This window comes from Streptomyces beigongshangae, assembly GCF_019710745.1.
In the GTDB taxonomy this organism is placed as follows: domain Bacteria; phylum Actinomycetota; class Actinomycetes; order Streptomycetales; family Streptomycetaceae; genus Streptomyces; species Streptomyces beigongshangae.
Window position 1 is genome coordinate 1 of sequence record NZ_JAHKJW010000042.1, and the last position, 19,620, is coordinate 19,620.

General features: G+C 71.7%; 15 protein-coding genes and 1 pseudogene. 12 read left to right on the top strand and 4 right to left on the bottom strand.

Annotated elements, in window-relative coordinates:
- The 3 genes from KM933_RS27570 to KM933_RS27580 form a co-directional block, all read right to left on the bottom strand.
- The coding region (locus KM933_RS27570; RefSeq protein WP_221357036.1) for an NADH-quinone oxidoreductase subunit NuoE family protein at positions 1-501 on the bottom strand (501 nt) is incomplete at its 3' end.
- 6 nt (positions 502-507) lie between these two features.
- Positions 508-2,433, bottom strand: coding sequence for a molybdopterin oxidoreductase family protein (locus KM933_RS27575; protein WP_221357038.1), 1,926 nt, complete (start codon positions 2,431-2,433; stop codon positions 508-510).
- Positions 2,434-2,506: 73 nt separating this feature from the next.
- Positions 2,507-3,478: a 2-dehydropantoate 2-reductase gene (locus tag KM933_RS27580; RefSeq protein WP_221357040.1), complete on the bottom strand. Its 972-nt coding sequence runs from the start codon at positions 3,476-3,478 to the stop codon at positions 2,507-2,509.
- A gap of 395 nt (positions 3,479-3,873) precedes the next feature.
- Here KM933_RS27580 and KM933_RS27585 point away from each other — a divergent pair, with 395 nt between their 5' ends.
- The 4 genes from KM933_RS27585 to KM933_RS27600 all read left to right on the top strand — a co-directional run bounded on the left by KM933_RS27585 (position 3,874) and on the right by KM933_RS27600 (position 7,360).
- Complete coding sequence (locus KM933_RS27585) at positions 3,874-5,205, top strand: OFA family MFS transporter (protein WP_221357042.1); 1,332 nt, start codon at positions 3,874-3,876, stop codon at positions 5,203-5,205.
- Positions 5,206-5,227: 22 nt separating this feature from the next.
- Entirely contained in the window at positions 5,228-5,368 is a 141-nt protein-coding gene (locus KM933_RS27590) for an MFS transporter small subunit (RefSeq protein ID WP_430727377.1), read from the top strand.
- Positions 5,369-5,551: 183 nt separating this feature from the next.
- Complete coding sequence (locus KM933_RS27595; protein WP_221357044.1) at positions 5,552-6,490, top strand: beta-ketoacyl-ACP synthase III; 939 nt, start codon at positions 5,552-5,554, stop codon at positions 6,488-6,490.
- A 192-nt stretch (positions 6,491-6,682) separates the two neighbouring features.
- Entirely contained in the window at positions 6,683-7,360 is a 678-nt protein-coding gene (locus tag KM933_RS27600; protein ID WP_221357046.1) for a GntR family transcriptional regulator, read from the top strand.
- A 94-nt stretch (positions 7,361-7,454) separates the two neighbouring features.
- Here KM933_RS27600 and KM933_RS27605 read toward each other — a convergent pair whose 3' ends face one another.
- Positions 7,455-8,279 carry an NAD(P)H-binding protein gene (locus tag KM933_RS27605; protein WP_221357048.1) on the bottom strand — a complete coding sequence of 275 codons (825 nt, stop codon included), beginning with the start codon at positions 8,277-8,279 and terminating at the stop codon, positions 7,455-7,457.
- A gap of 226 nt (positions 8,280-8,505) precedes the next feature.
- Between KM933_RS27605 and KM933_RS27610 the strand changes: the two genes are divergently transcribed.
- The 8 genes and pseudogenes from KM933_RS27610 to KM933_RS27645 form a co-directional block, all read left to right on the top strand.
- Positions 8,506-9,687: an ROK family transcriptional regulator gene (locus KM933_RS27610; RefSeq protein ID WP_221357051.1), complete on the top strand. Its 1,182-nt coding sequence runs from the start codon at positions 8,506-8,508 to the stop codon at positions 9,685-9,687.
- Positions 9,688-9,838: 151 nt separating this feature from the next.
- Complete coding sequence (locus KM933_RS27615; protein ID WP_221357053.1) at positions 9,839-11,356, top strand: sugar ABC transporter ATP-binding protein; 1,518 nt, start codon at positions 9,839-9,841, stop codon at positions 11,354-11,356.
- Positions 11,353-12,372 carry an ABC transporter permease gene (locus KM933_RS27620; RefSeq protein ID WP_221357055.1) on the top strand — a complete coding sequence of 340 codons (1,020 nt, stop codon included), beginning with the start codon at positions 11,353-11,355 and terminating at the stop codon, positions 12,370-12,372. Before KM933_RS27615 ends, KM933_RS27620 begins: the two co-directional genes overlap by 4 nt.
- Positions 12,373-12,506: 134 nt before the next feature.
- A complete protein-coding gene (locus KM933_RS27625; protein ID WP_221357057.1) occupies positions 12,507-13,544 on the top strand; it encodes a substrate-binding domain-containing protein in 1,038 nt (345 codons plus the stop codon).
- A gap of 267 nt (positions 13,545-13,811) precedes the next feature.
- Positions 13,812-15,047 carry a Gfo/Idh/MocA family protein gene (locus KM933_RS27630; protein WP_221357059.1) on the top strand — a complete coding sequence of 412 codons (1,236 nt, stop codon included), beginning with the start codon at positions 13,812-13,814 and terminating at the stop codon, positions 15,045-15,047.
- A 14-nt stretch (positions 15,048-15,061) separates the two neighbouring features.
- Entirely contained in the window at positions 15,062-16,066 is a 1,005-nt protein-coding gene (locus KM933_RS27635) for a sugar phosphate isomerase/epimerase family protein (protein WP_221357060.1), read from the top strand.
- Between the two features lie 126 nt (positions 16,067-16,192).
- Positions 16,193-18,730, top strand: coding sequence for a PQQ-dependent sugar dehydrogenase (locus KM933_RS27640; protein ID WP_221357062.1), 2,538 nt, complete (start codon positions 16,193-16,195; stop codon positions 18,728-18,730).
- Between the two features lie 138 nt (positions 18,731-18,868).
- A pseudogene (locus tag KM933_RS27645) lies at positions 18,869-19,465 on the top strand (3-keto-disaccharide hydrolase); the annotation flags it as partial.
- Positions 19,466-19,620: the final 155 nt, after the last annotated feature.

Sequence of the window (19,620 nt, forward strand, 5' to 3'; positions counted from 1 at the left end):
GGCCGTACGCACCGGGTCCCCGGCCCTGACCGCGAGCGCCGCCGGGGCCCGTTCGCACAGGCCGAGGCAGGGGCTGCGCCGGACGCCCACCCCGCTGCCGGGGCCGAGGCGGGCCTCGGCCCCGGCGCACAGCTCCGGGGCGCCCGCCGCCGCGCACGCCAGGTCCGTGCACACGTGCAGCACGGTGGCGGGGCGCGGCTTCACCGAGAACATCGCGTAGAAGGTGGCGACCCCGTACGCCTGTGCCGGCGGCACGGTGAGCCGCCGGCACAGGTAGCCGAGGGCGCCCTCGCTGATCCAGCCGACCCGGTCGTTGAGGGCGTGCAGCCCCGGCAACAGCAGATCGCGGCGCTCCCGGGCCTCCCGTCCGCCGCGTGCCCACCTGAGATCGGCGTCGGACCGGTCGGCGCCCTCCCAGGAGGACTCCGGGGGGCCGAGCAGCGCGTCGACCGCCGCCCGCTCCTCGTCCGTCGGCTTGCCGTCACCGAAGTGCAGGTCCACTGACGATCACCTCGTTCGCGTCGCGGCCGGCAGCTTCTCGATCCGGATCGCCGACGCCTTGAACTCCGCCGTCCCCGCGATCGGGCAGTTCGCCTCGATGGTGAGGGAGTTGGTGTCCACCTTGTCGGGGAAGTGCATGGTCATGAACGCGAGCCCCGGCCGCAGCGCGGTGTCGATCCACACCGGCGCCGTCACCGAGCCGCGCCGCGAGGACACCCGGACCCGCTCGCCGGCCGCCACTCCGTGGCGCTCCGCGTCCTCCGGGCACAGCTCGACGAATTCGCCGCGCCGCAGCGGCGAGGCGAAACCACCGCTCTGCACCCCGGTGTTGTACGAGTCCAGCCGCCGCCCCGTGGTCAGCCGGATCGGGTACTCCTCGTCCGTCAGGTCCGCGGGCGGGTCGTGCCGGACCAGCCCGAAGGGCGCGGGACGCCCTCGCGCGGCCGGGTCGGACTCCCACAGCCTGCCGTGCAGATAGGTGGGTCCGAGCCGGTCCGTCTCCGGGCAGGGCCACTGGAGGCCCCGGTGCTCCTCAAGGCGCTCGTACGTCATCCCGTAGTGGTCCGGGGACACCGACCGCAGCTCGTTCCAGACGGCCTCGGAGTCCGCGTACTTCCACTCGTGGCCGAGCCGGGCGGCCAGGTCGCAGAGGATGTCGATGTCCTCGCGGGCCTCCCCCGGCGGGGTGACCGCCCGGCGCACCCGCTGGACCCGGCGCTCGCTGCTGGTGGTCGTGCCCTCGGTCTCCGCCCAGCCCGCGGTCGCGGGGAGGACCACGTCCGCGAGCTCGGCCGTCCTCGTCAGGAAGATGTCCTGGACGACGAGGAAGTCGAGCTTCCGCATCCGGCGCACGGCCTGTCCGCTGTCGGCCTCCGACTGCGCCGGGTTCTCCCCGATGCAGTAGACGGCCCGCAGCGAGCCCTCCTCCATGGCCTCGAACATCTCCGTCAGGTTCAGCCCGTGGTGCGGCTGGATGACGGTGTCCCACGCGGACTCGAACTTCAGCCGGGTGCCGGGGTCGAGGATGTCCTGGAAGCCGGGCAGCCGGTTCGGGATGGCGCCCATGTCGCCGCCGCCCTGCACGTTGTTCTGCCCGCGCAGGGGCTGGAGCCCCGAGCCGAAGCGGCCCACGTGGCCGGTCAGGAGGGCGAGGTTGATGAGCGCGCGCACGTTGTCCGTGCCGTTGTGGTGCTCGGTGATGCCGAGCGTCCAGCACAGCTGGGCGCGCTCGGCACGGGCGTAGGCGTGCGCCAGCTCCCGTATCGCGGCGGCCGGCACGCCCGTCACCTTCCCGGCGAGCGAGAGCGTCCACGGTTCGACGAGCTGCCGGTACTCCTCGAAGCCGGTGGTGGCCCGCTCGACGAACGCCTCGTTCACGAGGCCCGCGCGGATGATCTCGCGGCCGATCGCGTGCGCCATCGGGATGTCCGTGCCGACGTCCAGTCCGAGCCAGCCCTCGGCCCACTCGGCCGTGGAGGTGCGGCGCGGGTCGACCGCGTACATCCGGGCGCCGTTCCTGATCCCCCGCAGGACGTGCTGGAAGAAGATCGGGTGCGCGAAACGGGCGTTGGAGCCCCACATGACGATCAGGTCGGTGTGCTCGACCTCGCCGTACGAGGAGGTGCCGCCGCCCGACCCGAAGGCCGCCGACAGGCCGGCCACGCTGGGCGCGTGGCAGGTGCGGTTGCAGGAGTCGACGTTGTTGGTGCCCATGACCACGCGGGCGAACTTCTGCGCCACGTAGTTCATCTCGTTGGTGGCGCGGGCGCAGGAGAACATGCCGAACGCGCCGCGCGCGGCGCCCAGGCCCCGGGCGGCCCGGTCCAGGGCCTCGTCCCAGGAGGCGCGCCGGAAGGGCTCGTCCCGGGAGTCACGGACCAGCGGGTACTGGAGACGCTTGTAGACGGGGGGAGTCCGGTCTCGCTTCCTCATACGGGGCTCCTCGGGTTCCTCGTGCGGGCCTTCGTGCGGTTGCTCACGCGGCGGTAGCTCATGCGGCGGCAGCTCATGCGGCGGTCCTCAGGGCGAGCAGGTCCGAGATGGCGTGGACGGTGCGGAGCGTGGGCACCGGGACGCCGGTGATCTCCGCGAGTTCGACGACGGCGGCGAGCAGCACGTCGAGTTCGAGCGGCTTGCCGCGCTCCAGGTCCTGGAGCGTCGAGGTGCGGTGGTCGCCGACGCGCTCCGCGCCGGCCAGGCGCCGCTCGATGGAGACGCCCACCCGGCAGCCCAGCGCCTCGGCGACCGCGAGCGTCTCGGTCATCATGATCTCGATGACCCGCCGGGTGCCGCCGTGCAGGCACATCTGCCGCATGGTGGCGCGGGCCAGGGCGCTGATGGGGTTGAAGGAGATGTTGCCGAGCAGCTTGAGCCAGATGTCGTTGCGCAGGTCGGGTTCCACCGGGCACTTGAGCCCGCCGGCCACCATGGCTTCGCCGAACTCGACGCAGCGCACCGAGACCGTGCGGTCGGGCTCGCCGACGGAGAACCGGGTGCCTTCGAGGTGGCGGACCACCCCGGGTCCCGCCAGCTCGGTCGCCGCGTAGACGACACAGCCGACGGCCCGGGAGGGCGCGATCACCGCACTGACCGCGCCGCCGGGGTCCACGCTCTCGACGCGGTGGCCGTCGTACGGGCCGCCGTGCCGGTGGAAGTACCACCAGGGGATGCCGTTCTGGGCGGCGACCACCGCCGTGGAGTCGTGGAGGAGAGGCTCGATGAGCGGCCCGCACGCCGCGTACGAGTTGGCCTTGAGGCCCAGGAAGACGAAGTCGGCCGGGCCGACCTCGGCCGGGTCGCCGGTGGCGTGGGTCCGGGCGGTGAAGTCGCCGCGCGGACTGAGCACGCGCACTCCGTGCCGCCTCATGGCCGCGAGATGCGGTCCACGGGCGATGAGGTGCACATCGGCACCCGCGCGATGCAGCGCGGCACCGACGTAGGCGCCGATCGCACCGGCGCCGAGAACTGCCACTTTCACCGGAGGGCTCCGTTCGGTCGAGGGTACCGAGGAGACGCTGGACAGCGGTGGACCGTGCCGGATCATGTCGACATCATGCCGTCATCGTGTCGACTGAATATTGTCTACAGTATGGGGGTTGGGGCGGCAAGGGTTCGCGCAGCACCCGGCGCGCGGTGACCGCCACCCCGGTGCCGACCGCCACCCCCGGTGCCGACCGGGGCCGGCCGGCTCCGGGGATCGCCGGGTGTTGCCTCACGGACACCCGCCGTGGAACGGCACGGCGCGGCCGGAAAGGCCGTTCGTCGGCCGGAACCGACCGTTCACCGCACCCGGCATACCGTTCACCGCATACGGTCGACGAGTCGGGGTGCCCCGCCTTCCCAACCGGACGGCCGCTTCCTATCGTCCGGATCATGAGTCCCCCTGTAGCCCCACCGGGCTGGAGCCGCTGGCTGGTCCCGCCCGCGGCCCTGTCGGTCCACCTCTCCATCGGGCAGGCATACGCCTGGTCCGTGTTCAAGCCCTCCCTGGAGTCCGCGCTCGACCTCAGCGGCACCCAGAGCGCCCTGCCCTTCCAGCTCGGCATCGTGATGCTGGGCCTGTCCGCCGCGTTCGGCGGCACGCTCGTGGAGCGCAACGGGCCGCGCTGGGCGATGACGGTCGCCCTGGTCTGCTTCTCCTCGGGCTTCCTGCTCTCCGCCCTCGGCGCCGCCACCGAGCAGTACTGGCTGATCGTGTTCGGCTACGGCTTCGTCGGCGGCATCGGCCTCGGCATCGGCTACATCTCGCCCGTCTCCACGCTCATCAAGTGGTTCCCGGACCGGCCCGGCATGGCCACCGGCATCGCCATCATGGGCTTCGGCGGCGGCGCGCTGATCGCCTCGCCGTGGTCCGCGCAGATGCTGGACTCCTTCGGCTCCGACAGCTCGGGCATCGCGCTGGCCTTCCTCGTGCACGGACTGACGTACGCCGTCTTCATGTCGCTCGGCGTACTGCTGGTGCGTGTGCCGCGCCCCGTGAAGACCGCGGCCGACGGCACCCCGGCCCCGCTGGAGGGCGTACAGGTCTCCGCGAACAGCGCCGTGCGCACCCCGCAGTTCTGGCTCCTGTGGATCGTGCTCTGCATGAACGTGACCGCGGGCATCGGCATCCTGGAGAAGGCCGCGCCGATGATCAGGGACTTCTTCGCGGACACCTCCACACCCGTCTCGGTGCCGGCCGCGGCCGGCTTCGTCGCGCTGCTCTCGGCGGCCAACATGGCGGGCCGCATCGGCTGGTCCTCCACGTCCGACCTGATCGGACGCAAGAACATCTACCGCGTCTACCTGGGCGTCGGCGCACTGATGTACGCGCTCATCGCCTGGGTCGGGGACTCCTCGAAGCCCGTGTTCGTCATCGCCGCACTGGTGATCCTCTCCTTCTACGGCGGCGGCTTCGCGACCGTGCCCGCCTATCTGAAGGACCTCTTCGGGACCTACCAGGTCGGCGCGATCCACGGACGGCTGCTCACCGCCTGGTCCACGGCCGGTGTGCTCGGCCCCCTGATCGTCAACTGGATCGCGGACCGGCAGGAGGAGGCCGGCAGGTCCGGGGCGTCCCTGTACGGACTGTCACTGATCATCATGATCGGGCTGCTCGTGGTCGGGTTCGTCGCCAACGAACTCGTCCGGCCCGTCAGCCCCCGCCACCACGTGACCGACCGGAAGGAGACCGCCGATGTCCACGAGCGACAGCAGTCCGCCTGACCGCGGCGTGCCCGACGGCGGCGTGCCCGACGGCGCTCCGGCGGACGGCGCGGCGCCCGACCGACGCCCGCTGATCGCCCTCACCTGGGTCTGGGTGGGGGCTCCGCTGGCCTACGGTCTGTACGAGCTCGTACGGAAAGCCACCCAGTTGTTCACCGGGTAGGCGCTCGCACGCCTGTGGGACGGACGCTCGTACGTCCGCGGGACAGGTGTCCGGGCGTCCGGGGGTCTGACGGAAGCCGACAAGGGCGGCACGGCAATCCTGTGACTTCACATGTCCTCGTACCCGCGAGTACCTGGTCAGACTGGTGAGTCCCGCTACCCATGCACCCCAGGGGGACCGCCCATGACCGGCTCACGTATCACCGCCGTCGGCCACTACCAGCCCGCCAGGGTTCTCACCAACGAGGACCTGGCGGAGCTGGTCGACACCAGCGACGAGTGGATCACCAGCCGGGTGGGCATCCGCACGCGCCACATCGCCGGACCCGACGAGCCCGTCGACGAGCTGGCCGCGCACGCCGCCGCCAAGGCCCTGGCGTCCGCGGGACTCGCCCCCGAGGACATCGACCTCGTCCTGGTGGCCACCTCCACGGCCGTCGACCGCTCGCCGAACATGGCCGCCCGGGTGGCCGCCCGCCTCGGCATGCCGTCGCCGGCCGTCATGGACCTCAACGTGGTCTGCGCGGGCTTCACCCACGCGCTGGCCACCGCCGACCACGCCGTGCGGGCCGGCGGCGCGACCCGGGTCCTGGTCATCGGCGCCGACAAGATGTCCGAGGTGACCGACTGGACGGACCGCACGACCTGCGTCCTGGTCGGGGACGGGGCGGGGGCCGCCGTCGTCGAGGCCGCCGAGGAGAGCGCCATCGGGCCGGTGCTCTGGGGATCGGTGCCCGAGATGGGGCACGCGGTACGCATCGAGGGCACCCCCGCGCGGTTCGCCCAGGAGGGCCAGAGCGTCTACCGGTGGGCCACCACCAAGCTGCCGGCCATGGCGCGCAAGGCATGCGAGCGGGCCGGCCTGACGCCCGAGGACCTCGCCGCCGTCGTGCTGCACCAGGCCAACCTGCGGATCATCGAGCCGCTCGCCGGGAAGATCGGCGCCGTGAACGCCGTCGTCGCGCGGGACGTCGTCGAATCCGGCAACACCTCCGCCGCCAGCATCCCGATCGCCCTGTCCAAACTCGTCGAACGCGGCGAGATCTCCACCGGCGACCGCGTCCTCCTCTTCGGCTTCGGCGGCAACCTCTCGTACGCGGGTCAGGTCGTCCACTGTCCCTGACCTGCTGTCGCGGTCCGGTGTGACGAGGCCGACGCCCCCTTGGCCTGGTCATTGTGCGCCGTAGACTGTAGACGAAAGACAATCGATGCCGAATACGGTTACCGGAGCGGATGCCGGGTGCCGGATGCCGGGCTGCCGTGCCGCCGCGCGCAGACGCCGCGGCCGCCGCGGCCGCACAGGAGGGGGACCGCGATGTTGTCGACCGGACTGCCGCAGGGATCGGTGCCGAAGCTCGAACGGCCGGGTCCGCTCAGGGACCGCGTCTACGAGGCCCTGCTCGAACTGATCACGACGCGCGCCCTGCAGCCCGGCCAGCACCTCGTCGAGAGCGAGCTCGCCGGACACCTCGGGGTCTCCCGGCAGCCCGTGCGCGAAGCCCTGCAGCGGCTGAACACCGAGGGGTGGGTCGACCTGCGGCCCGCGCAGGGCGCGTTCGTGCACGAACCCACCGAGGCGGAGGCGGACCAGCTCCTCACCGTGCGCACGCTCCTGGAGGCCGAGGCGGCCCGGCTCGCGGCGGCCAACACGGGCACGTCGGGCATCGCCGCCCTGGAGGAGCTGTGCGCCCGGGGCGAGGAGTCGGTCGCCGCCGACGACGTGGACGCCGCGGTCGCGACCAACGCCCGCTTCCACGCCAAGGTCATGGAGCTCGCGGGCAACGCGGTCCTGGCCGAACTGGCCGCGCAGGTCGACCGGCGCGTGCGCTGGTACTACACCCCGGTCGCCCGGCAGCGCGGGCGGCAGTCCTGGATCGAGCACCGCGACCTGATCGCCGCGATCTCCGCCCGCGACGAACAGCGCGCGACCGAGGTCATGCGCGCCCACACCGAGCACACCCGCAGGACGTACCACGCACGGCCGCGCGACTAGCGACCCCGCAACGGGGCCGTACGGAGCCGCACGGAGCCGGGGGCCGGGGCCGGCTGGGGAGGGCGGCCGGGGCGGCCGGGGGTGGTCGGGCTCGTCAGAACGCGTCCGCGTGCTCCCGCGCCCACTGAAGGAACGTGCGCGGCGGGCGGCCCGTGACCTCCTCGACCGTCGGCAGGACCTGCGACTCGTCCAGGACGCCGTCGCCGAAGAAGCGCAGGAACGCCTCGGCGTACGGGGCGGGGAAGGCCGCCCGCAGGGCCTCCCGCGTCTCCTCGTCCGTGAGCCCGACGGCCCGCAGGTCCCGGCCCAGCACCTCGGCGAGGACGGCGACCCGGTCGCCGGGCAGCAGGGACTGGGGCCCCGTCAGGCTGTAGGCGCGGCCCCCGTGCTCGGACGACAGCAGCGCCCGCGCGGCCACCCGGGCGATGTCGTACGGATCGATGTCCGCCGTGCGCACGCCGGGGAACGGCACGCGCACCTCGTCGCCCTTGCGGAGCTGGTCCGCGAACGACAGCGCGTTCGACATGAAGCTCGCCGGCCGCAGGAACGTCCAGGCGAGCCCGGACTCCCGCACCTCCTCCTCCGCCGCCCGCAGATAGCGGGTGACCGCGTTGTGGTCCGCGGCCTTCGCCGCCATGCCCGACAGCATCACCACCCGCTCCACCCCCGCGGACCGCGCGTCGGCGAGCACGGCACGCTGTCCCTCGTACCCCGGCATGAGGAACAGGGCGCGCACCCCGTCGAGCACCCCGCGCAGCGTCCGCGGACTGTTCAGGTCCGCCGCGACCGCCTCCGCGCCCGGCGGCAGTCCGGCACCCTCGCCCGAGCGGCTCAGCGCGCGCACCGGCTCGCCCTCGGCGGCCACCGCGCGCACGACATGGGCTCCCACGTTCCCCGTGGCACCCGTCACCAAGATCACGTGTTTTCCCCCTTCCGCCGCGGACCACGGCGGCCCCGGCCACGCCGTCCATCCTGCTGCGCCGGGCGGCTCCCGGCCACCGTCCGCCCTTCCTTTGTCCTGTGAGTGGAAAAAGTCGTGGGCAATTCCTGCGCAAGTTCTTCCCAGGTGCGGCAGCCACTGCTACGTTCCCCTCGAAAGACAACGACGGCGGTGCCGATGAGGCGGGGAGGGGCTCGTGAGACGTATGACAGCGCGACCCGGGAACGCCCATCAGGCGCGGCTGCTCAGACTGCTGCGCGACGGCGGCCCCAACTCGCGGGCACAGCTCGGGGACCAGGTCGACCTCTCCCGGTCCAAGCTGGCCGTGGAGGTCGAACGGCTCCTGGAGACGGGCCTGGTGGTGGCCGACGGACTCGCCGCGTCCCGCGGCGGCCGCCGGTCCCACAACATCCGCCTCGCCCCCGCGCTGCGCTTCCTGGGCGTCGACATCGGGGCCACCTCGATAGACGTCGCGGTCACCAACGCGGAGCTGGAGGTGCTGGGCCACATCAACCAGCCCATGGACGTGCGCGAGGGCCCGGTCGCGGTCTTCGAGCAGGTCCTGTCCATGGCGCAGAAGCTGAAGGCGTCGGGGCTCGCCGAGGGGTTCGACGGCGCCGGCATCGGGGTACCCGGACCCGTTCGCTTCCCCGAGGGCATCCCGGTCGCCCCACCGATCATGCCGGGCTGGGACGGGTTCCCGGTGCGCGAGGCGCTGAGCCAGGACCTCGGCTGCCCCGTCATGGTCGACAACGACGTGAACCTGATGGCGATGGGGGAGCAGCACGCGGGCGTGGCCCGCTCCGTGGGCGACTTCCTCTGCGTCAAGATCGGTACCGGTATCGGCTGCGGGATCGTCGTCGGCGGTGGGGTCTACCGCGGTACGACGGGCAGCGCGGGCGACATCGGCCACATCCAGGCCGTACCGGACGGCCGTCCGTGCGCGTGCGGCAACCGGGGCTGCCTGGAGGCCCACTTCAGCGGTGCCGCACTGGCCCGTGACGCGATGGAGGCCGCCCAGCAGGGGGTCTCCGAGGAACTCGCGGCACGGCTGGAGGCGGCGGGCGCCCTGAGCGCCGTCGACGTCGCCGCCGCTGCCGCCGCGGGCGACGCCACCGCGCTCGACCTGATCCGCGAGGGCGGCAACCGCACCGGCCAGGTCATCGCCGGACTCGTCAGCTTCTTCAACCCGGGCCTGGTGGTGATCGGCGGTGGGGTGACCGGACTCGGCCACACCCTGCTCGCCGCGATCCGCACCCAGGTCTACCGCCAGTCGCTGCCTCTCGCGACCGGCAACCTGCCCATCGTGCTGGGGGAGTTGGGCCCCACCGCCGGAGTCATCGGCGCGGCCCGGCTCATCAGCGACCACCTGTTCTCACCCGCGTAACACCCGCGTCCGTACACCCACATCTGCACACCCGCACCCGTACACACCCGCGTCCGTACACCCGCACCCGCACACCCTCACCACCCGACCGCTCCGCCCTGCCCTGCTCCGCCCTGCCCTGCAACCGGCCCGCATGCCGAGGGGAACCGTCATGGCACCAGAACCACCCCTTCTCACGATGTCCGGAATCACCAAGTCGTTCCCCGGTGTCCGGGCCCTCGACGGCGTCGACCTCGACGTCCTGCCCGGTGAAGTGCACTGCCTGCTCGGCCAGAACGGCGCGGGGAAGTCCACACTCATCAAGGTCCTGGCCGGCGCCCACCAGCCGGACGACGGCACGATCGGCTGGCGCGGCGAGCAGGTCGTGCTCCGCTCGCCCATCGCCGCCATGCGCCTCGGCATCGCCACCATCTACCAGGAACTCGACCTGGTGGAGGGCCTGTCGGTCGCCGAGAACGTCTACCTCGGCCACGAACCGACGTCCGCCGGGTTCGTCGTGCGCGGCAAGGAGGCCAGGGCGTCGACCGCCGCCCTGCTGAAGCGGCTCGGCCATCCGGAGATCGACCCCGGGCGGCTGGTCGGCGAGCTGTCCGCCGCCCACCAGCAGATCGTCTCCATGGCCCGGGCGCTCTCCCACGACGTACGCCTCATCGTCATGGACGAGCCGTCCGCGGCCCTGGACCCCGACGAGGTCGACAACCTCTTCCGCATCGTCACCGACCTCACCGCCGAGGGCGTCGCCGTCGTCTACATCTCGCACCGCCTGGAGGAGATCCGCCGCATCGGCGACCGGGTCACGGTGCTGAAGGACGGCCGCGCGGTGGCCGGCGGCCTGCCCGCCGACTCCACGCCGACCCGCGAGGTCGTCGCGCTGATGACGGGGCGCAACGTCGAGTACGTCTTCCCGCCGCGCCCCGCGCCCCGGGACCTGCCCGCTCCGGTGCTGGAGGTCCGGGGACTCTCCCGCGAGGGCGAGTTCGAGCCGCTGGACCTGGTCCTGCGTCCGGGTGAGATCGTCGGTCTCGCGGGACTCGTCGGCTCCGGCCGCTCCGAGATCCTGGAGACCGTCTACGGCGCCCGCAAGCCGAGTACCGGCCAAGTCCTGGTCGACGGGAAGCAGTTGAAGCCCGGCAGCGTCCGGACGGCCGTCGCCGCCGGTCTCGGCCTCGCCCCCGAGGAGCGCAAGGCGCAGGCCCTGCTGATGCTGGAGTCCGTCACCCGCAACGTCTCCGTGTCCTCCATGTCCCGCTTCTCGTACGGCGGCTGGCTGGACCGGAACGCCGAACGGGACGCGGCGCGCAAGGCGACCCGCGAGCTGTCGCTGCGCCCCGACAACCCGTCCGCCCTCATCCGCACGCTCTCCGGCGGCAACCAGCAGAAGGCGGTCCTCGCCCGCTGGCTGCTGCGCGGCTGCCGGGTGCTGCTGCTCGACGAACCGACCCGCGGCGTCGACGTCGGCGCCCGCGCCGAGCTGTACGCCGTCATCCGCCGCCTCGCCGACGAAGGCCTGGCCGTGCTCATGGTCTCCAGCGAAGTACCCGAGGTCCTCGGCCTCGCCGACCGCGTCCTGGTGCTCCGCGAGGGCCGGGTCGTCCACACGGCGCCCGCCCAGGAACTCGACGAACACCGCGTACTCGACCTCGTCATGGAAGGAAGCCCGGCGTCATGACGCAGCCCGTGTCCCCGCCCAGGGACGACACCCCGAAGCTGTCACCGCAGGTGGAACCCAGTCCGTGGCGGGTGGTCGTGGCACGTGCCGACGTCCGCACCCTGTCACTGCTCGGTGTGCTCGCCGCCCTGATCCTCATCGGAGGCATCACCAAGCCCGACGAGTTCCTCGACACCCGCAACCTCCAGCTCGTCCTCACCCAGGCATCGGTGATCGGCGTCGTCACGGTCGGGATGACCTTCGTCATCACCTCCGGCGGCATCGACCTGTCCGTCGGCGCGATCGTGGCGCTCGCCTCGGTGTGGGCGACCACCGTCGCCACCCAGGAGTACGGCTTCACAGGCGTCCTGTTCACCGCGGTGATCGTCGGTGTCGGCTGCGGCCTGGTGAACGGACTGCTGATCGCGTACGGCGGCATGGTGCCGTTCATCGCGACCCTCGCCATGCTGGCCTCGGCCCGCGGCCTCGCCCTCCAGATCACCGACGGCAACACCCAGGTCGTCACCATCGACGGCATCCTCGACCTCGGCGAGCGGGACTCCTACGTCCTCGGTATCCCGCCGCTGGTCCTGATGTTCGCGGTCGTGACGGTCATCGGCTGGCTCGTGCTCAACCGCACCACCTTCGGACGGCGCACGGTGGCCGTCGGCGGCAACGCGGAGGCGACCCGGCTCGCCGGCATCGACGTACGCCGCCAGCGCCTCTACCTCTATCTGCTCTCCGGACTGTGCTGCGGCATCGCGGCCTTCATGCTGATCGTCCTGTCCGGCTCGGGCCAGAACACCAACGGCAACCTGTACGAACTCGACGCGATCGCCGCGGCCATCATCGGCGGCACCCTCCTCAGCGGGGGGCGCGGCACCATCGTCGGATCGGTGCTCGGGGTCCTGATCTTCACCACGATCACGAACATCTTCGCCCTGAACAACCTGCAGAGCGACGTCCAGCAGATCGCCAAGGGCGCGATCATCGTCGCCGCCGTGCTCGTCCAGCGCCGCACCGCGAACACCACGTAGCGCCGCGCGGCACCCGACCAGCACTCGATCACCGCTTGATCAGTACTCCATCACTGCTCGATCAGCACGTGATCGGCACCCCGCACCACCCCGTACGACCCGAGGGACACGCCTTGAGGAAAGGGACCACCGCCATGCCAGAGCTCACGAGCCGCAGAGGACTTCTCTTCGGCACCGCCGCCGTCTCGGCCGGTGTCCTCCTCGCCGGTTGCACCAGCAACGAATCCGACGACGAGCCGGCCTCCAACGACCAGCCCGCCGCCGACGACAAGCCCGGCAAGCAGGTCACCATCGGCTTCGCGGGTCCGCAGGCCGACCACGGCTGGCTCAACGCGATCAACGACAACGCCAAGAAGCGTGCCGAGAAGTACGAGGACGTGACGCTGGAGATCACCGAGGGCTCCAACGACACCGCGGCCCAGATCGGCCAGATAGAGACGCTGATCAACAAGAAGGTCGACGTCCTGGTGATCCTGCCGGCCGACGGCAAGGCCCTCACCCAGGTCGGTCTCAAGGCCATGCGCGCCGGCATCCCGGTGGTCAACCTCGACCGCGTCTTCAACTCCCCGCAGGCCTACCGCTCCTACATCGGCGGCGACAACTTCGGCATGGGCCTCAACGCCGGCCACTACATCGGCGAGCAGCTCAAGGACAAGAAGAACGCCAAGGTCATCGAACTGGCCGGACTCGACAACCTGGAACTCACCAAGCAGCGCACGGCCGGCTTCGACGCGGCCCTGAAGAACTACCCGAACATCAAGAAGGTGGCCCGCCAGGCCGCCGAGTTCACCGTCGAGTCGGGACAGGCCAAGATGTCCCAGCTCCTGCAGGCCCAGTCGAAGTTCGACGCGCTGTGGAACCACGACGACGACCAGGGCGTCGGCGCCCTGCGCGCCATCGAGCAGGCCGGCCGGGACGACTTCATCATGGTCGGCGGGGCGGGCGCGCTCTCCGCCATGCAGGCCATCGAGGCGGACAACGGCGTCCTCAAGGCCACCGTCCTGTACCCGCCCACCATGGCCGCGTCGGCGATCGACCTCGCCCGCGCGCTCGGCCAGGGCAAGGGCGTCAGCGGCCTCGCGGAGTTCGAGATCCCCTCGTCCCTGACGCTCTACTCGGCGGTCGTCGACAAGGAGAACGTCAAGACGTACCTGCCCACCGGTTTCAAGTAGAGCCGGACCCCGTCGGGGCCGCCCAGCAGGGGCGGCCCGTCAGGGGCGCGGGGAACTGCGCGGCCGGCCACGACGGACCCGCAGGTCCCCAGGGCCCTTCAAGGGGCGTGAGGAACTGCGCGGCCGGCCACGACGGACCCGCAGGTCCCCAGGGCCCTTCAAGGGGCGTGAGGAACTGCGCGGCCGGCCACGACGGATCCGCGGTTCCTTCTCCGCGCACAGCGGAGCGCCCCCCCACCGCGCCACGACGAAGAGGAGGACCTCCGTATGGCACAGCCGCAGCAGCCCGACGAGGCACAGGCCGGGGCACGGCCCGGGGCGGCGGCCGGACGGCCCCCGCTGGGCGTGGGCATGGTCGGATACGCGTTCATGGGCGCCGCCCACTCCCAGGGGTGGCGCACCGCGGGCCGCGTCTTCGACCTGCCGCGCCGACCCGTGCTCGCGGCCGTCTGCGGCCGTGACGCGGAAGCCGTGCGGGGGGCCGCCGACCGGCTCGGCTGGGCGGCCACCGAGACCGACTGGCGCGCCCTGATCGCCCGCGACGACGTCGACATCGTCGACATCTGCACCCCCGGCGACAGCCACGCCGAGATCGCCGTCGCCGCACTGGAGGCCGGCAAGCACGTGCTGTGCGAGAAACCCCTCGCCAACACGGTCGAGGAGGCCGAGGCGATGGCCGGGGCCGCCGAGGCCGCCGCCGCCCGCGGCCAGGTCGCGATGGTCGGCTTCAACTACCGCCGGGTGCCCGCCACCTCACTCGCCCGCAGGATGGTCGCGGAGGGCCGCCTGGGCGCCCTGCGGCACGTACGGGTGACGTACCTCCAGGACTGGCTGGTCGACCCGCAGTTCCCGCTCACCTGGCGGCTGCGCAAGGAGTCGGCGGGCTCGGGCGCCCTCGGAGACCTGGGCGCGCACATCGTCGACCTCGCGCAGTACCTGGCGGGGGAACCGGTGACCGGGGTGTCCGCCATGACCGAGACGTTCGTCAGGGAGCGGCCGCTGCTCTCCGGGGCGTCCGACGGTCTCTCGGCGACGGCCGACGGTGCCGGGAAGGGGCCCGTCACGGTCGACGACGCCGCCCTCTTCACCGCACGGTTGGCGTCGGGAGCCCTCGCCTCCTTCGAGGCCACCCGGTTCGCGACCGGCCGCAAGAACTCCCTGCGCATCGAACTCAACGGCGAGAAGGGCTCGCTGGCCTTCGACCTGGAGCGCCTCAACGAACTCCAGTACCACGACGGCACGGAACCCGGCACGTACGCGGGCTTCCGCCGCATCCTGGTCACCGAGCCCGACCACCCCTACCTGGACGCCTGGTGGCCGCCGGGCCACGGCCTGGGCTACGAGCACACCTTCGTGCACCAGGCCCGCGACCTGGTCCACGCCATCGCCGGGGGCAGCCGGCCGCTGCCCTCCTTCGCCGACGGACTGCAGGTGCAGCGCGTGCTCGCCGCCGTCGAGGAGAGCGCCGAGAAGAACTCCGTCTTCACCCCCGTAGCGAGCTGAGGAGGACCAGTACCGTGCCGCGCACCTTCACGCTGTTCACCGGCCAGTGGGCCGACCTGCCCCTGGAAGAGGTCTGCCGCCTCGCCCGCGACTTCGGCTACGACGGCCTCGAACTCGCCTGCTGGGGCGACCACTTCGAGGTCGACAGGGCCCTGGCGGACCCCGGGTACCTGGACTCCAGGCGGGAACTGCTCGACAAGTACGGCCTCAAGTGCTGGGCCATCTCCAACCACCTGGTCGGCCAGGCCGTCTGCGACGCCATCATCGACGAACGCCACCAGGCGATCCTCCCGTCCCGCATCTGGGGCGACGGCGACGCGGAAGGCGTACGGCAGCGGGCGGCGGCCGAGATCGCCGACACCGCGCGCGCCGCGGCGGCCTTCGGGGTCGACACCGTCATCGGCTTCACCGGTTCCGCGATCTGGCACCTGGTCGCGATGTTCCCGCCGGCCCCCGAATCGATGATCGAGCGCGGCTACGAGGACTTCGCCACCCGCTGGAACCCGATCCTCGACGTCTTCGACGCCGAGGGCGTACGGTTCGCTCACGAGGTCCACCCCAGCGAGATCGCGTACGACTACTGGACGACCCAGCGGGCGCTGGAGGCGGTCGACCACCGGCCCGCCTTCGGGCTGAACTTCGACCCGTCGCACTTCGTGTGGCAGGACCTGGACCCGGTCGGCTTCCTGTGGGACTTCCGCGACCGGATCTACCACGTGGACTGCAAGGAGGCGCGCAAGCGCCTCGACGGCCGCAACGGCCGCCTCGGCTCGCACCTCCCGTGGGGCGACCCGCGCCGCGGCTGGGACTTCGTGTCCGCGGGCCACGGCGACGTCCCCTGGGAGGACGTGTTCCGGATGCTGCGCTCCATCGACTACAAGGGACCGATCTCGGTCGAGTGGGAGGACGCCGGCATGGACCGGCTCCAGGGCGCCCCCGAGGCGCTCACCCGGCTGAAGGCATTCGACTTCGAACCGCCGACGGCCTCGTTCGACGCGGCGTTCGGCGGCAACGACTGAGCCTTTGAACGACTGAGCCTTCGAAGGAACGGGCCCTTCGCACCGGGGTCCACCAGTTCCGGGGTGCCCGGCGCACCCCGGCGTATCGCACCCGCATGAACCACCAGCCCCATCCTGGAGGCATCCGTGCACGCGAACGACCACACGAACGACCACACGAGCACCACCAGAACCGAGGGCCACGGAGAGCGCCCGAAAATACGATTCCGCAAGGCCCTCGCGCTGCTCACCGGCGCCCTCCTCGCCGGTGCCTCGCTGACCCTCGCCACACCCCCGGCGGGCGCGGCCGTCGCGGACCCCGGCGCGGCACCCGCCGCGCCGGCCGCCGCCGAGGACTTCCAGCAGGTCACCCTCGCCAAGGGCGAACCGGAGGTCGGCGAGCCCATGTCGCTCGCCGTCCTCCCGGACCGCTCCGTGCTGCACACCTCGCGCGACGGCGAACTGCGGATCACCGACAGCGCCGGCAACACCCGCCTCGCCGGCGAGCTCGACGTCTACTCGCACGACGAGGAGGGCCTGCAGGGCGTCGGCGTCGACCCCGGCTTCGCCGACAACCGCTTCATCTACCTGTACTACGCCCCGCCGCTCGACACCCCGGCCGGCGACGCCCCCGAGACGGGCACCGCGGCCGACTTCGCCCCCTTCGACGGCGTCAACCGGCTCTCCCGCTTCGTCCTGAACGCCGACGGCACCCTCGACAACGCCAGCGAGAAGAAGATCCTCGACGTCCCCGCCACCCGCGGCATCTGCTGCCACGTCGGCGGCGACATCGACTTCGACGCGGACGGCAATCTCTACCTGTCGACCGGCGACGACTCCAACCCGTTCCAGTCGGACGGCTACACGCCCATCGACGAGCGCGCGAACCGCAACCCCGTCTTCGACGCCCAGCGCACCTCCGGCAACACCAACGACCTGCGCGGCAAGATCCTGCGCATCAAGGTGAACGCCGACGGCTCGTACTCCGTCCCCGACGGCAACCTCTTCGCGCCGGGCACGGAGAAGACGCGTCCCGAGATCTACGCGATGGGCTTCCGCAACCCGTTCCGCTTCAGCGTCGACAAGAAGACCGGCATCCTCTACGTCGGTGACTACGGCCCGGACGCGGGCGCCGCCGACCCCGCGCGCGGACCCGCCGGACAGGTCGAGTTCGCCCGCGTGACCGAGCCCGGCAACTTCGGCTGGCCGTACTGCACCGGCGACAACGACGCCTACGTCGACTACGACTTCGCGACGAAGACCTCGGGCGCCGCCTTCGACTGCGCCGCGCCGAAGAACACCTCGCCGAACAACACCGGTCTCACCGACCTGCCCCCGGCCCAGGCCGCCTGGATCCCCTACGACGGCGGGTCCGTGCCCGAGTTCGGCACCGGCTCCGAGTCCCCGATGGGCGGTCCGGTCTACGACTACGACGCCTCGCTCGACTCCCCGGTCAAGTTCCCGGAGGCGTACGACGGGGACTTCTTCGCCGGTGAGTTCGGCCGCCAGTGGATCAAGCGGATCTCGTCGGACGACAGCGGCACCGTGCAGTCCATCGCCGACGTGCCGTGGACCGGCACCCAGGTGATGGACATGGCCTTCGGCCCGGACGGCGCGCTGTACGTCCTCGACTACGGCCTGGCCTGGTTCGGCGGCGACGAGAACTCCGCGCTGTACCGCATCGAGAACGCGACCGACGGCCACTCGCCCGTGGCGCAGGCCGCCGCCGACAGGACGTCCGGACAGGCGCCGCTCAGGGTGCGGTTCTCCTCCGCGGGCACCACGGACGCCGACGGCGACGCCCTCACCTACAGCTGGGACTTCGGTGACGGCACCACGTCCACCTCGGCCAACCCGACGCACAGGTACCGGACCAACGGCACCTACACCGCGACCCTGACGGCGAAGGACCCGGACGGCCGCACCGGCAGCTCCAGCGTGCAGATCGTCGTCGGCAACACCGCGCCCACGGTGACGCTCCAGCTCCCCGAGGACGGACAGCTGTTCGCCTTCGGTGACGCGGTGCCCTTCAAGGTGAAGGTGACCGACCGGGAGGACGGCACCATCGACTGCGCCAAGGTGAAGGTCACCTTCATCCTCGGCCACGACAGCCACGGCCACCCCGTGACCTCGGCGAACGGCTGCTCCGGCACCATCCAGACCAGCGCCGACGGCGGCCACGACGAGAACGCGAACATCTTCGGCGTCTTCGACGCGGAGTACACCGACGGCGGAGGCGGCGGCCAGCAGGCCCTCACCACGCACGACCAGGCCGTCGTCCAGCCCGAGCACCGCCAGGCCGAGCACTTCGGCGCCTCCGAGGGCGTACAGGTCACGGACCGGGCCGGCGCGCACGGCGCGAAGACCGTCGGCGACATCCACGACAAGGACTGGATCTCCTTCGAGCCGTACGTCCTGGGCAACGCCACGAAGCTCACGGCCCGGGTCTCCTCCGCGGGCGAGGGCGGCAGGCTGGAGGTCCGCGCGGGCTCGCCCACCGGGCGTCTGCTGGGCAGCGCGGCCGTCCCGGTGACCGGCGGCTGGGAGACCTTCCAGGACGTCAGCGCATCCCTGTCCAGGGCACCGCGCGGCACGACCACGCTCCATCTCGTCTTCAGGGGCAGCCGCACCGGTGCCCTCTACGAGGTGGACGACTTCACCTTCACGACCCGCGCGACCCGCTGAGAAAGGCCCGCCATGCAAGCAACAGGACGCATCGTCACCGCGGTCGTCGGCGCCGCCCTGCTCATCGGGTGCGTGTCGGGACCGGCCTCGTCGAAGCAGTCGCAGGAACCCACGGGAGGACCGACGGGATCCCAGGGCCGTCCGGGGAAGGGGTACACATCCCTCTTCGACGGGAGCGCCGAGTCGCTGGCGGACTGGAAGCAGGCCGGACCGGGCTCGTTCTCCCTCTCGGACGACGGGACCCTCACGTCCTCCGGCGGCCTGGGCATGCTCTGGTACGGCGCCCAGGAGTTCGGCTCGTACTCGCTCAAGCTCGACTGGCGGATGGCGAGCGCCGGCGGTGACGACAACTCCGGTGTGTTCGTGGGCTTCCCGGCCTCCGACGACCCGTGGTCTGCCGTCGACAAGGGGTACGAGATCCAGATCGACGCGTCCGACGCCCCCGACCGCACCACCGGGGCCGTGTACAGCTTCCAGTCCGCCGACCTGGCGAAGCGCGACCGCGCGCTGAACCCGCCGGGGGAGTGGAACACGTACGAGATCCGCGTGGAGGGCGAACGGCTCCGCGTACGGCTCAACGGCGTGAAGATCAACGACTACACCAACACCGATCCGGTGCGCAGTCTGCGGGACGGCCATGTGGGCATCCAGAACCACGGTGCCGAGGACAAGGTCTCCTTCCGCGACATCCGGATCAAGCACCTGCCGGCGCGAACCGCCGCGCAGGGCGACTGAGCGACGGCGGGCGGGGGACGCCGGACCCCCGCCCGCCGTCTTCACCCCCACCCCTCCGGCACCGTCCCCGCCGATTTTCCCCGGATGCCCCACAGTTCCCGGAACGCGTACGACCACGCCTCCGGTCCGCGTGCGGATTCGTGCATGAGTCCGCA

Excerpts from the sequence above, each read along its gene's own strand:
- KM933_RS27615 (WP_221357053.1), top strand. The coding sequence starts at position 9,839 with ATGGCACCAGAACCACCCCTTCTCACGATGTCCGGAATCACCAAGTCG.
- KM933_RS27595 (WP_221357044.1), top strand. The coding sequence starts at position 5,552 with ATGACCGGCTCACGTATCACCGCCGTCGGCCACTACCAGCCCGCCAGG.
- KM933_RS27575 (WP_221357038.1), bottom strand. The coding sequence starts at position 2,433 with ATGAGGAAGCGAGACCGGACTCCCCCCGTCTACAAGCGTCTCCAGTAC.
- KM933_RS27630 (WP_221357059.1), top strand. The coding sequence starts at position 13,812 with ATGGCACAGCCGCAGCAGCCCGACGAGGCACAGGCCGGGGCACGGCCC.
- KM933_RS27620 (WP_221357055.1), top strand. The coding sequence starts at position 11,353 with ATGACGCAGCCCGTGTCCCCGCCCAGGGACGACACCCCGAAGCTGTCA.
- KM933_RS27610 (WP_221357051.1), top strand. The coding sequence starts at position 8,506 with ATGACAGCGCGACCCGGGAACGCCCATCAGGCGCGGCTGCTCAGACTG.
- KM933_RS27585 (WP_221357042.1), top strand. The coding sequence starts at position 3,874 with ATGAGTCCCCCTGTAGCCCCACCGGGCTGGAGCCGCTGGCTGGTCCCG.
- KM933_RS27600 (WP_221357046.1), top strand. The coding sequence starts at position 6,683 with ATGTTGTCGACCGGACTGCCGCAGGGATCGGTGCCGAAGCTCGAACGG.
- KM933_RS27625 (WP_221357057.1), top strand. The coding sequence starts at position 12,507 with ATGCCAGAGCTCACGAGCCGCAGAGGACTTCTCTTCGGCACCGCCGCC.